Raw genomic sequence first — 12,630 nt, 5'->3', positions numbered from 1 at the left:
GTCATCGGCGAAAGCGACACGCATGACACTCGAAAACGCTATCGCACGTTTGAACTACAAGCAGCGCGTGCTTGAGCCCGGCCAAGTCTGGCTTGCGGGCGCTGGGCCGGGAGACCCGGGCCTGCTGACGCTCGATGTGCTCTCGGCGCTCGCGCAGGCCGATGCGTTGGTGCATGATGCGCTGGTGTCGCCCGAGATCGTCGCGGTTGCCGAGCAGGCCGAAAAGTTCTTCGTCGGCAAGCGCGGCGGCCGGCTGTCGATCCCGCAGGGCGACATCAACGCGCTGCTTGTGAAGCTGGCGCGCGAGGGCCGCAAGGTCGTGCGGCTCAAGGGCGGCCATCCCTTCGTCTTCGGGCGTGGTGCCGAGGAAGCGCTGGTTCTGACCCGCGAGAACATTCCCTGGCGTGTGCTCTCGGGCATCACCTCGGCCTTCGGCGGCCTGTCCTCGGCCGGCATTCCCGCGACCATGCGCGGCGTCAACGGCGCGATCATCCTGGCCACGGGCTTTGCGGCTGTCAGCGACGACCGGCCCGACTGGGCAGCCCTTGCCCGCACTGGCCAGCCCATCGTCATCTATATGGGTCTGACGCACATGCCCGAAACAGTCGCCGAGCTTCTGCGCGGCGGACTGTTGGCGGACACGCCGGCCGCATTCGTCGAGAACGCCTCGACGCCCGAGGAACGCACGATCACCGCGACGCTCGGCACGCTGGTTGCCACCGCCGAGCGCGAAAAGGTAATTTCGCCCGCCCTCATCGTTGTCGGCGGCATCGTTTCGCTGCGCGCTGAACTTTTGGGGCAAAAATGACGGCGCGTGGGCTAATCATCGGCGCGCCGCGCTCCGGCTCGGGCAAGACCAGCGTCACCATCGGCCTGCTGCGCGCACTTGCCCGCCGCGGCCTGCGCGTTCGCGGCGCGAAATCCGGCCCTGATTACATCGATCCCGGCTTCCACAAAGCGGCCACCGGCCTGCCCGGGGTCAATCTCGACAGCTGGGCGATGCCGCCGTCGCTGCTCAACCGCCTCGCAGCGGACGCGGCAAGCGACACCGATCTGGTCATCGTCGAAAGCGCCATGGGTCTGTTTGACGGCATCCCAGCCGAGAAAGGCCGCTCCGGCGCCGCCGCCGACCTGGCCCGGCTCTACGGCCTGCCGGTGCTACTGGTGCTCGACGTTTCAGGCCAGTCGCAGACATCGGCGGCCATCGCCAAGGGTTTTGCCACCTATGACCCCGACGTTCGTATCGCCGGCGTGGTGCTCAACAGGCTCGGCAGTGACCGTCACCGCAAGCTTGCCGGCGACGCCATCGAAGCGCTCGGCCTGCCCGTCGTCGGGGGCATTCTGCGCGACCCGACGCTGTCCATCCCCGAACGCCATCTTGGCTTGGTCCAGGCCGAGGAACACGCCGACCTCTTCGCCCATATCAACAGGCTCGCCGACATGGTCGAGCGATCGCTCGACCTCGACGCCATCATCGAGCTGGCGACACCGCTGGCGCCCACGGCTGGCGACCAATCCTCCGCCTTGCCGCCACCGGGACAGCGCATCGCCCTTGCCCGGGACGCCGCCTTCACCTTCCTCTACCCGCATGTCGCCGCCCACTGGCGCACCAAGGGGGCAGAGCTTGTGCCGTTCTCGCCGCTCGCCGACCAGGCGCCCGACACCACCTGCGATGTCTGCTGGCTGCCGGGCGGCTATCCCGAGCTGCATCCCGGCCGCCTCGCGGCTGCCGCAAACTTCCTTGCGGGCACCCGTCGTTTCGGCGAAACCAAGCCGGTCCATGGCGAGTGCGGCGGGTTCATGGTGCTCGGCCGCTCCATCGAGGACGCCGACGGCGTCACCCACGAAATGCTCGGCCTGCTCGGCCATGCCACCAGCTTCGCCAGGCGCAAGATGAACCTCGGTTACCGCCAGGCACGGCTTGCGGCTCCCTGCCCGCTTGGAGCCGAAGGCAGCGTCATCCGTGGCCACGAGTTCCACTACGCCCAGACCATCGAGCGTGGCGACGACACGCCGCTGGGCGAGATATCAGATGGCCAGGGCAATCCGCTCGGCAGCTTCGGCGGCCGACGCGGCCATGTCACCGGCACCTTCTTCCACGCCATTGCGAAGGGCTGAGCGATGAATGCGTCGAGCCGCATCTTCGACGACATACGCCTCGGCCTCGTCTTTTTCACGCGCCTGCCGCTGCGGCATTTCGAGGTCAAGGACCGGTCGCTCGCCGACGCCATCTGGACGGCGCCACTGGTCGGGCTGGTCGTGGCTGTTGTTGCCTGGGCCGCCTACGCCATAGCCACGTTGCTTGGACTTTCGCCCAACCTCGCCGCGGCCCTCGCCCTGGCGGCCGCTATGCTGGTCACGGGTTGCCTGCATGAGGACGGCCTGTCGGATACCGCCGACGGTTTCGGCGGCGGGCGAACGCGTGAGAAAAAACTCGAGATCATGCGCGACAGCCGCATCGGCACCTATGGCGCCTGCGCCCTGGCACTGTCGATACTCGCGCGCTGGAGCGCGATTGCCGATCTGGCTTCGCCCGGCCACGTGCTTGTCGGCCTGGTCGTCGCCCACATCGCTTCGCGAGCGCTGATCCCGGCTTTCATGCAGATGTTGCCGCAAGCGCGCATCGACGGCCTGTCGGCCGGTGTCGGCACCGTGTCCGACAACGTTGTCCTGACGGCGCTCGCTATCGGCGCTGTGGCGCTGCTGCTGCTCGGGCTCAAGGGTGCCGTCGTTGCGGCGCTCTGCCTCGTGTTGCTGTTTGTCGCATTTCGGAAACTCTGCCTCGCCCAGATCGGCGGCCAGAGCGGCGACACCATCGGCGCCCTGCAGCAACTTGCCGAGATCACACTCCTCTTCGCCGCATCCGCCATCCTCGCATGATTCAGTTCTGGAGTATTCGCAGCCATGGCCTTCAAATCGCTTGATGAATTGCGTGCAGTCTGCCTCGATCTTCCGGTCGGCAGCGACCCCGCCGCCGACGCCGTCTCGCGTCGCCAGGACACGTTGACCAAGCCACGCGGCAGCCTCGGCAAGCTCGAATCCATCGCCGCCTGGCTGGCGCGCTGGCAAGGCCGCGACATGCCCAGGCTCGATCGTGTCAAGGTCATCGTCTTCGCCGGCAATCACGGCGTTACCGCGCAAGGCGTGTCGGCCTACCCCTCGGAGGTTACGGTGCAGATGGTGGCAAATTTCGCCGGTGGCGGGGCTGCCATCAACCAACTCGCCCGCCTTGCCGGCGCAGAGCTTTCGGTGATCCCGCTCGACCTCAACCACCCCACCGGCGACTTCACTCAGACCGTGGCGATGAACGAAGCAGAGTTCCTCGCCGCCGTGTCCACGGGCTATGAATCGGTCGACGAGGACCTCGACCTGATCTGCTTCGGCGAGATGGGCATCGGCAACACCACCCCGGCTGCAGCTATCGCCGCGGGCTTGTTCGGCGGCACCGGGCGCGACTGGGCCGGCCGCGGCACCGGCGTCGACGATTCGGGCCTGTCGCGGAAATTTGCCGCCATCGATGCCGGCCTCGCCCGTCACGCAGCCACCCTTGCAGATCCGCTGGCCGTCGCCGCCAATCTCGGCGGCCGCGAACTCGCCGCCATCCTCGGCGCCACGCTCGCCGCAAGGCATCGCAACGTTCCGGTGCTGCTCGACGGTTTTGTCGTCACGGCCGCCGCTGCGCCATTGGCGAAACTTCACCCCGAAGGCCTCGCCCACACGCTCTCCGCCCATGTCTCTGCTGAGGCGGGCCACCGCCAGCTTCTCGAAGCGCTGAAGCTCGCACCGCTGCTCGATCTCGGCATGCGGTTGGGTGAAGGCTCCGGCGCTTGCCTTGCCGTCAACATTGTTCGCTCTGCCCTCGAATGCCATGCCCGTATGGCGAGCTTCGCCGAGGCCGGCGTCACCGACAAATAGTCGGCCATTCCCCTAGCAACGGTTCAAAAACTTGGCTTCGGAAAACGATTTCTTCGATTGAGTGCAAGATAGAAGAAAATTCTCACCACGCACGCAGAGGCAACCAGCCTCTGCCTCCTCCTGGCACAGCCTCCCGACTATCTTGCGGCCTACTTCAGCAATTTGCCGCTTGTCTCAGGAGAATGCCCCATGAAACGTTTCCTTCTCGTCGGTGCAGCGCTGGCCGCGATCCTCGCCGGCCCGCTGCAGGCTTCCGCCGCCGACAAGCTGCTCAACGCCTCCTACGACGTCGCCCGTGAACTGTTCGCCGCCGAGAACGCTGCGTTCATCGCCAAGAATGCCGGTATCACCGTCGACCAGTCACATGCCGGCACCTCCAAGCAGGCGCGCGCCATCGTCGAGGGTCTTGAAGCCGACATCGTCACCTTCAACCAGGTCACCGACATCGAATTCCTGGTCAAGAACGGCTTCGTTTCCGACGACTGGAAGCAGGATTTCGCCAACCAGGCCTCACCCTTCTATTCGCTACCGTCCTTCCTCGTCCGCGCCGGCAACCCCAAGGGCATCAAGGACTGGTCCGATCTCGTCCGCGACGACGTCAAGGTGATCTTCCCCAACCCCAAGACCTCTGGCAATGCGCGCTACACCTATCTCGCGGCAACCGCCTATGCCAAGGAAGTCTTCAAGGGCGACGAGGCCAAGGTGAAGGAGTTCGTGACAAAACTGTTCGACAACGTGCCGGTGTTCGACACCGGCGGCCGCGCCGCCACCACCACCTTCGTCGAGCGCAACATCGGCGACGTTCTGATCACTTTCGAAGCCGAAACCCGCTCGATCGCCAGGGAATACGGCGCAGACAAGGTCGAGAGCGTCATCCCCTCGGTCAGCCTGCTCGCCGAATTCCCGGTCGCCATCGTCGACAAGGTGGTCGACAAGCGCGGCTCGCGCGATCTCGCCAAGTCCTATCTCGATTTCATCTACACACCGGAAGGCCAGCGCATTGCCGCCGAGCACGGCAACCGCGTCCACGAGCCGTCGGTCGCTGCCGAATTCAAGGAACAGTTCCCCGAGGTTCGCCTCGTCACCGTCGAGGACGTCTTCGGCGGCTGGGACAAGGTCCAGAAGGAACATTTCGGTTCGGGCGGCCTTCTCGAAGAGATCTACGGCGAGCGTTGACCGCAAGCCCCCATTGCTGTTGAGAATTGGAAAGCCGGTCGATGCCGGCTTTCCGCATTGACGTATCCAGGAAGGCATTTCAGTGGCGCGCCGCATTCTGCCAGGGTTCCCCCTGGCGCTGGGGATAACCCTCGTCTACGTCTCGATCATCGTCGTGCTGCCGCTCGGCGCGCTGGTCTTCAAGGCGGCCAGCCTCGGTTTCGAGGACTATTGGCGCATCGTCTCCTCGCCGCGCGCCGTCGCCAGTTACCGCGTCACGGCACTTTCGGCACTTGCAGCAACCGTCTTCAACCTCGTCTTCGGCATGGCGCTCGCCTGGGTGCTGGTGCGCTACCGCTTTCCCGGCCGCCGCTTCATCGACGCGCTCGTCGACCTGCCCTTTGCATTGCCGACAGCCGTCGCCGGTATCGCGCTGACCACTCTGTTTGCCGAAAACGGCTGGTTCGGCTCGGTGCTCGCCCAGGCCGGCATCAAGGTCGCCTATACGCCGCTCGGCATCATGGTCGCCATGGCCTTCACCAGCCTGCCCTTCATCGTGCGCACGGTGCAGCCGGTGCTGGAGGACCTGGACCCAGCCCTGGAGGAAGCCGCTCAGACGCTTGGCGGCAGCGACCGCTCGATCTTCCTGCGTGTCATCCTGCCGCTTCTGGCGCCCGCCTTGCTCGCCGGCCTGTCGTTGTCCTTCGCCCGCAGCCTCGGCGAGTTCGGCGCCATCATCTTCATTGCCGGCAACCAGCCGATGTCCACCGAGATCACCGCACTGCTCACCTTCATCCGGCTCGAGGAATACGACTACCAGGCTGCGGCAGCCATAGCCTCGGTGCTGCTCATCGCCGCCTTCCTGATGCTGGCCGTCACCAACATCCTGCAGGCACGCGCCCTGCGCTACACGGCGAGGGGCTGAGATGAGCGCTCATGTCAATGGCCGCCCGCCCCGCGTCGGCGACGCTCCAGCCTTCCGCCGTGCCCTGATCGGCATCGTGTTGTCGCTGGTGGCCATCGTCATCATCGCGCCATTGGCCATCATCGGCTACCAGGCCTTTTCGCAGGGACTGCAGGTCTACGCCGCGGCGATCGCCCATCCCGATACGCTGCACGCCATCGGGCTGACGGTGGTCACCGCGCTCATCGCCGTGCCGATCAACACAGCCTTCGGCGTCGCTGCCGCCTGGGCGATCACAAAATTCGACTTCTGGGGCCGCCGCTTCCTGCTCGTCGTCATCGAGATCCCGTTCTCGATCTCGCCCATCGTCGCCGGCGTCGCCTATCTCTTCGTCTACGGACTGCAGGGCCTGTTCGGCCCGGCGCTTGAATCGGCCGACATCAAGATCCTGTTCGCCCTGCCCGGCATCGTGCTCGCCTCGATGTTCGTCACCGCGCCCTTCGTTGCCCGCGAACTGATCCCGCTGATGCAGGCACAGGGACGCGACCTCGAGGAGGCCGCCACCTCGCTCGGCGCTTCGGGCTGGCGCACCTTCTTCTCGGTCACTCTGCCCAACATCCGCTGGGCGCTGCTCTACGGCGTGGTGCTGTGCAATGCCCGCGTCATGGGCGAATTCGGTGCTGTCTCGGTCGTCTCGGGCAACATCCGCGGTCAGACCAACACGCTGCCGCTGCACATCGAACTGCTCTACCACGACTACCAGACCGCCGGCGCCTTTGCCGCCGCCTCCATTCTGGCGCTGCTTGCCGTCGTCACGCTGGTGGCGAAGGTCCTGCTTGAACGCCAGGGTGCCGGGCGCGCGCGCCGCAGCCCGGCCCTCGCCGCACCACGTGCCGCCCCCAAAACCGCTTCCGCTGAGGTTTCGTCATGAAAATCCGCCTCGACAATGTCATGAAGACCTTCGAGACCTTCCGTGCCGTCCATGGCGTGTCGCTGGAGATCGAAAGCGGCGAACTGGTAGCCCTGCTCGGGCCGTCCGGCTCGGGCAAGACCACCATCCTGCGCATGGTCGCCGGCCTCGAATATGCCGATGCCGGCCACATCTATTTCGGCGCGGAAGATGCCACCGACATTCCGGTGCGCGACCGTAGCGTCGGTTTCGTCTTCCAGCACTACGCGCTGTTCCCGCACATGACGGTGGCCGAAAACATCGCTTTCGGCATGAAGGTATCGAAGGTCCGCCGCGACAAGGCCGCCATCGACACGCGCGTCACCGAACTTTTGCGCCTCGTCCAGCTCGATGGCCTGGGTCAGCGCTTCCCCGGCCAGATCTCCGGCGGCCAGCGCCAGCGTGTCGCGCTTGCCCGCGCGCTTGCCGTAGACCCCAAGGTTCTGCTGCTCGACGAGCCGTTCGGCGCACTCGATGCCAATGTCCGCCGCGACCTGCGCCGCTGGCTGCGCGAGATCCACCAGGAACTCGGCATCACCACGCTGTTCGTCACTCACGACCAGGAAGAGGCGCTCGATCTCGCCGACCGCGTCGTCATCCTCGACAAGGGCCGTATCGTCCAGCAAGGCACGCCCGAGGAGGTCTGCCGCAACCCGGCATCGGCCTTCGTCATGAACTTCCTGGGCGACACCAACCGCTTCTCCGCCGCGGTCTCCGGCGGCGTCGCCCGCCTTGGCGACGCTAAAATTCCTGCCCCCGGTTTTGCCGACGGGCCGGTCGAGATCTTCCTGCGCCCCAGCGATCTCGGCTGGAGCCATGCGGGCGAAGGCATCGCGGCAACCGTCGCCCGTGTCATCGACAGGCCGGCGGGACGGCGCATCCTGGCGCTGACGGCAACAGGCGAAGCGGTGGAGCTCGACGTCGCCCCGGAGACGGTGGTCAGTGCCCAGCAGAAGGGCGTGATCACCATCGAACGGGCCAGGGTCTACGCCGCAGCCTGATTCTGGCCCAAAACACGCGAAACTTACGGAAAATCAACGCGTTTCGGCTTGTATATCAAGTCGCTGGAATTTATCTCTGAGGAGAGCCGGAATGCGATGGGGACGAATCGTTATCCTCGGCATGCAACCTCATGCTGCGACAGGCAGCGGAAGCCGATGACACGCGTTCGCCATGCTGACTAAAAAAGGCAAATACGGGCTCAAGGCCCTCGTCCATCTGTCCCAACTCCCCGCAGGCCAGCTCGCCTTCGTCGGCGACATAGCCACCGCCAACAAGATCCCGAAAAAGTTCCTCGACGCCATCCTGGGCGAGCTGCGCAATGCCGGCTTCGTCCAGAGCCGCAAGGGCAAGGACGGCGGCTACCGGCTCGCCAAGCCGGCGTCGGAGATCAAGATCGGCCATGTCGTGCGCGTGCTCGACGGGCCCTTGGCGCCCATCCCCTGCGCCAGCCGCACCCAGTACCAGCCTTGCGACGACTGCGACGAGGCGACCTGCCAGATCAGGCACATGATGCTCGAAGTACGCCAGGCCATTGCCGGCGTGCTCGACAACCGCAGCCTCGCGCAGGTCCGGGATGCCGCCAATGACGACATCCTGGCTGAGGCTATGCATCACGCCTGAGGCGTGATGCATACGACTTCACACGACCTGGCGAAGCACCACCTTCTGGTTCCGTCGCTGCGCGACCGTCGGCTCATGCCGTCTGAATGCCTTGCGCACCACGGCGATCACCTCGCGTCCGAACGCTGCGATCGCGTCGGCATCGTCCAAGCCGTGAACGATGAAGTCGGTGACGCCGAGTTCGACGAAGCCGGCCAGCGCAGCGACGGCCCTTTCCGATGCACCGCCGAGTTGCCAGGCCTGTTCGCCTTCTCCAACAAGCACCGGCAGAGAAAAGCGGATGCGCTGCGCCCGGCCGAATGGCTCCGCTGCCGCCTTGACGCGTTCGATCAGCCGTCGCGTATCGTCGAAGCTGCCGACCGGCAGCTCGAACTGGTTGGCATGCCGGCCAGCGACCTTGAGCGCAGTGCCCGACAATCCGCCGAGTTGCAGCGAAATATCGGCGCCGTCGGCGGCTTTCATCGGCACGAAGCCGCCATGGATGCGATAGAACAAGCCCTCATGCTCGAAGGGTTGTGCATTGCTCCAGAGTCGCTTGAGCAGCGTCAGGTACTCGTCCGTCCGCCCCAGCGTGGCGACCAGGCCGCTATCGTCATTCGTCTCGCGCAGGTCGCGGCTCGGCGGCACGCGTAGCGCCAGTCGGCCAGCGCCAAGCTGATCGAGAGCCGCGAATTGCCGTGCTGCCACCACAGGCGCGACAATGCCCGGCCAGTGGGACACCAGGACGCCGATCGATTGCGTGCTGCGCAACGTCAGCGACGCCAGATCCATGTTGGCGAGCAGCCCGCCGGCATCGTCGATCAACACGCGGCTGAAGCTCGCCTTTTCAAGCTGCCGCAGCCTCTGTACGGCCAGTGCCGTGTCGGAAAAGAAGGAAGTGTGAAGTTCGTCCTTGTCGGCAACGCCGCCCGGGCAATGGGTGAAGTCGATCTGCATTGCAAACTCCTTCATCTTGTCAGGAACAGTCTTTGGCGCCGCCCGCGCCGGTTCACGCGCTACTCGGGAAAACCTTCATCATCTGGGTTGAAAGGAAATGGCACCGCCCCCGGGCGCCCATTTGGGAAAGGCCTAGTGGACCAGGCCGACCACAACGGCTGCGGTGAAGCCGAACGAAACCGCAAAGACGAGGTAGGAGCCGAGCCTGGCCAATGCTCCAGGCCGTACGGTCGAAGCCGCAGCCTGCGCAATGCGGCCGTTCGAGAGATACTGGGTCTGTGCCATCGCAATCTCCATCATGCCCTTAGTCTATAAAACTAATAGACTTTGTCGATTGCTAATTTTGGCAAGATTGTGGAACGGCTTTGCCGACAACTCCGCCGGAGAGAGCATATTTTCCCCTCGGAGTTCTCCGGACCGGCAACCGAGGGAGCCCGAGGACATCGATCCTTCGGGGAAAAACAAACAATTACAATTGGATAGAAGCGCCACGCCGTTGCCTGCGCGCCCGAATGGGCCGCACGACTCCTGCAAGAAAGAATGTCCCGAGGGCGCATCAGCACCCTCAGGACATCGTATTCAAGATAGCCGGCTCAGTAATAACCGCGCGGGCACGCTGCGAGATAGGTGCGGCCATAGCGGTCGCGATAGCGGCAACGATTCGGCTCATTCGCCCGGCCGATCAGGGCACCGGCGACGGCACCCACGGCACCGCCGACAAGCGCGCCTTCCGCGCGATTTCCGGGTGCGGCGACCGCACTGCCGATCGCCGCGCCGCCGAGACCGCCGATCGCGGCACCCTGTTCCGTCTGCGAGCATGCCGCCAGCGTCACCAGCAGTGCCAGACACGAGAGCAGTTTCTTCATCAACATCACTCCGAAAAAGGTTTAAACGCCCGTCCGAATCTAACAATGCGCAACGAGCAGAATCGATCCATCGCCTTCTGGACGGCGGATCGCTCGAATCCCTTCAACTCCTGAGATGCACACGCACTGCGGCAGCAATCGGGCGACGTAGCCAACCACCCACCCAAGGCCTCGACGTCGGCCTGTTCCGGTTCATCGAACCTGCCGACCTAGGCAGCCTTGCTCTTCCGACCGGCCTGCGACGGACGGCGAACCTTTCTTTTGGCAGCCTTGAGGGGAACTGCGGGCGCATCGGTCAATGCGCCGATTGCGGCACCGGTCATGCCGAAGGCCGCGAAATCGGCATTCAGGTCGCCTGCGAGTTTCCCGGCATCCCCAGCGGCGGTGTCGGTCCACAAGACGACGCCCACCCTGAGCGATGGCCTAGCGCGCTTCAGGCGTCGCACCAGGAAACGGCCGTGGTTCAGGGAATCGGCATTCAGGAACCCCACCACGGCTGTCTGGACGCCCTCCAGTGGCAGGCTCCTGATGCTGGACGGCTCCACGTCGGCGTGGCTCGCCGTCGAGGCAGTTGCTCCCTGCACCGTCAGCACCTGCGCCAGCATCGCCGCGGCCGCATTGTCGAGGTCGCCACGACCGCCAATGCACAAAACCGTCTTGCCGGCTCCATCCGGCAGTTCCTCCTCCTGCGCGTCATCGTCCTGCGCAGCGTCTTCGGTCGCGTCGTCCTCTTCATCGGCCTCTTCGTCGGCGATCTCGTTCAAATTGGCCACCAGCGTCACGGCACTTGCCGCAACCCGTGTCCGCTGTTCGTCGGTCAGGGCACCTCGCGCCCGGTCCAGTTCGCCCAGCAGCAAAGCGGGGATTGCCACCTTGCCGTAGAAGTCGACCAGATATTCGGACTCCAGCATCTCTTCGGCATGATCGGTCGCCTCGTCCGGGTCGCCCGCCAGCAGGCGCTGGTACAGACGCTCCTTGGGATCGAGCACCGGTTCGTTGCCGAACAGCACCTCCAGGAACTCGAACTGCGGTACATGTTTGCCGAGTACCACAAGACACACCGTCAGCGGCGTCGACAGCACCAGGCCCACCGGCCCCCACAGCCAGGTCCAGAAGATCGCGGCAACGATGATGGCGAGCGGCGAGAGTCCGGTCCGCGAGCCGTACAGCCAAGGCTCGATGACGTTGTTGATGACCAGTTCCATCGCGATGAACAGCGCTGCCGCCCACAGCACCAGCGACCAGCCGGGCGCCACGGCGAGCGCCAGGAACAACGGCAGGATCATCGCTATTGCCGGGCCGATATAGGGCACAAAGCGCAGCACGATGGCCAACAGGCCCCACAGGATCGCGTTCGGTATGCCCAGCAGCCACAGGCCCATGCCGATGGGGACGCCATAGGCGACATTCACCACCAGTTGCATCAACAGGTACTGCCCCACCCTTCGGCCGGCATCCTGCAGTGCTTCGGTCGTTCGGTGCAGGTCGCCATAGCCGACAAGGCGGATGAACCGGTCGCGCAGGTCCTCGCGCTCGAGAAGCATGAAGATGACGACCACGATGACCAGGCCAGCCGTGGCGAGTGGTCCGATCAGCGGTCCGATCAGGTTCTTCAGCGTCTCGATCGGCCTCTGCGGCGTGAAGATCTCGACCAGCAACGGGTCCGGCCGCGATGGCTGCGCCGCTGGCACTGTCACCGATTCCGGCTTGTCGAGCTCCTGGCCGACGCGCTCGATGACGCCGCTCAGCCTGTCGATGATCCCGCCCCCGCTGCCGCTTTCCTTGAGCGAGCGCACCTTTTCCAGGATGTTGGCCTGATAGGTCGGAACGTTCCGGGCAACCTCGCCGACCTGGGAAACCACCACGAAGCTGAACACGGCGACCAGCCCGAACGCGGCCAGGACGCAGGCGATCACCGAGACCAGCCTGGGAACGCCGATCCGCCTCAGCCAGGCGACGATCGGCGCCAGGGCGAATGTCAGCAGCACGGCGATCGCCAGCGGCAGGAACACGTCGCGGGCGAAGTAGAGGATTGCGACGACGGCGGCCGTCGCGGCAAAGGTCGGCAGGGCCGTCCGGGAATTGGGCTGCAGCGAAACCTGGTTTCGGGAACTCAGGCTTCGGCCCTTCGGAATTGCCTCGACCACCTGCGATCTCCTTGGCCCTGAGTTGCCGCGTACCGACGACGCGCACCCCATAGTCGCGGAAGAGCGGCGGCTTTTGCAATGGGCAGCAAACCTACCCTTGGAGGTTCGCCCTTATCAGAGGCGCAGATACCCCTT

Annotated in this window: 13 protein-coding genes; 9 read left to right on the top strand and 4 right to left on the bottom strand. The window is 65.0% G+C overall.

What is annotated here, in order from left to right:
* Positions 1 to 22 precede the first annotated feature (22 nt).
* The 9 genes from cobA (at position 23) to GGQ99_RS02595 (ending at position 8,546) form a co-directional block, all read left to right on the top strand.
* A complete protein-coding gene (gene cobA / locus GGQ99_RS02635) occupies positions 23 to 808 on the top strand; it encodes a uroporphyrinogen-III C-methyltransferase (protein WP_108607716.1) in 786 nt (261 codons plus the stop codon).
* Entirely contained in the window at positions 805 to 2,118 is a 1,314-nt protein-coding gene (locus tag GGQ99_RS02630; protein ID WP_108607715.1) for a cobyrinic acid a,c-diamide synthase CobB, read from the top strand. Before cobA ends, GGQ99_RS02630 begins: the two co-directional genes overlap by 4 nt.
* Before the next feature lie 3 nt (positions 2,119 to 2,121).
* Entirely contained in the window at positions 2,122 to 2,880 is a 759-nt protein-coding gene (gene cobS, locus GGQ99_RS02625; RefSeq protein ID WP_183260498.1) for an adenosylcobinamide-GDP ribazoletransferase, read from the top strand.
* 24 nt (positions 2,881 to 2,904) lie between these two features.
* Positions 2,905 to 3,915, top strand: coding sequence for a nicotinate-nucleotide--dimethylbenzimidazole phosphoribosyltransferase (cobT, locus tag GGQ99_RS02620; protein ID WP_183260495.1), 1,011 nt, complete (start codon positions 2,905 to 2,907; stop codon positions 3,913 to 3,915).
* A 189-nt stretch (positions 3,916 to 4,104) separates the two neighbouring features.
* Entirely contained in the window at positions 4,105 to 5,091 is a 987-nt protein-coding gene (gene cysP / locus GGQ99_RS02615) for a thiosulfate ABC transporter substrate-binding protein CysP (RefSeq protein WP_183260493.1), read from the top strand.
* Positions 5,092 to 5,173: 82 nt separating this feature from the next.
* Entirely contained in the window at positions 5,174 to 5,995 is an 822-nt protein-coding gene (gene cysT / locus GGQ99_RS02610; RefSeq protein WP_183260491.1) for a sulfate ABC transporter permease subunit CysT, read from the top strand.
* A 1-nt stretch (position 5,996) separates the two neighbouring features.
* Positions 5,997 to 6,905 carry a sulfate ABC transporter permease subunit CysW gene (cysW, locus tag GGQ99_RS02605; RefSeq protein WP_183260489.1) on the top strand — a complete coding sequence of 303 codons (909 nt, stop codon included), beginning with the start codon at positions 5,997 to 5,999 and terminating at the stop codon, positions 6,903 to 6,905.
* Entirely contained in the window at positions 6,902 to 7,924 is a 1,023-nt protein-coding gene (locus tag GGQ99_RS02600) for a sulfate/molybdate ABC transporter ATP-binding protein (protein WP_183260487.1), read from the top strand. The genes cysW and GGQ99_RS02600 overlap by 4 nt, the downstream gene beginning before the upstream one ends.
* A 172-nt stretch (positions 7,925 to 8,096) precedes the next feature.
* Entirely contained in the window at positions 8,097 to 8,546 is a 450-nt protein-coding gene (locus tag GGQ99_RS02595; protein WP_108607708.1) for an RrF2 family transcriptional regulator, read from the top strand.
* An 18-nt stretch (positions 8,547 to 8,564) separates the two neighbouring features.
* Here the strand turns inward: GGQ99_RS02595 and GGQ99_RS02590 are convergent, their stop codons facing one another.
* The 4 genes from GGQ99_RS02590 to GGQ99_RS02575 form a co-directional block, all read right to left on the bottom strand.
* Positions 8,565 to 9,482 carry an LLM class flavin-dependent oxidoreductase gene (locus tag GGQ99_RS02590; protein ID WP_183260485.1) on the bottom strand — a complete coding sequence of 306 codons (918 nt, stop codon included), beginning with the start codon at positions 9,480 to 9,482 and terminating at the stop codon, positions 8,565 to 8,567.
* A 132-nt stretch (positions 9,483 to 9,614) separates the two neighbouring features.
* On the bottom strand, positions 9,615 to 9,767 hold the full coding sequence (locus tag GGQ99_RS02585; protein ID WP_183260483.1) for a hypothetical protein: 153 nt from the start codon (positions 9,765 to 9,767) through the stop codon (positions 9,615 to 9,617).
* 308 nt (positions 9,768 to 10,075) lie between these two features.
* Complete coding sequence (locus tag GGQ99_RS02580) at positions 10,076 to 10,348, bottom strand: glycine zipper domain-containing protein (RefSeq protein WP_108609844.1); 273 nt, start codon at positions 10,346 to 10,348, stop codon at positions 10,076 to 10,078.
* A 209-nt stretch (positions 10,349 to 10,557) separates the two neighbouring features.
* Positions 10,558 to 12,546 carry an AI-2E family transporter gene (locus tag GGQ99_RS02575; protein WP_183260481.1) on the bottom strand — a complete coding sequence of 663 codons (1,989 nt, stop codon included), beginning with the start codon at positions 12,544 to 12,546 and terminating at the stop codon, positions 10,558 to 10,560.
* Positions 12,547 to 12,630 lie beyond the last annotated feature (84 nt).

It is taken from the genome of Aminobacter niigataensis (assembly GCF_014200015.1).
Lineage (GTDB): Bacteria > Pseudomonadota > Alphaproteobacteria > Rhizobiales > Rhizobiaceae > Aminobacter > Aminobacter niigataensis.
This window is presented reverse-complemented; position numbering and strand designations above follow the sequence as displayed.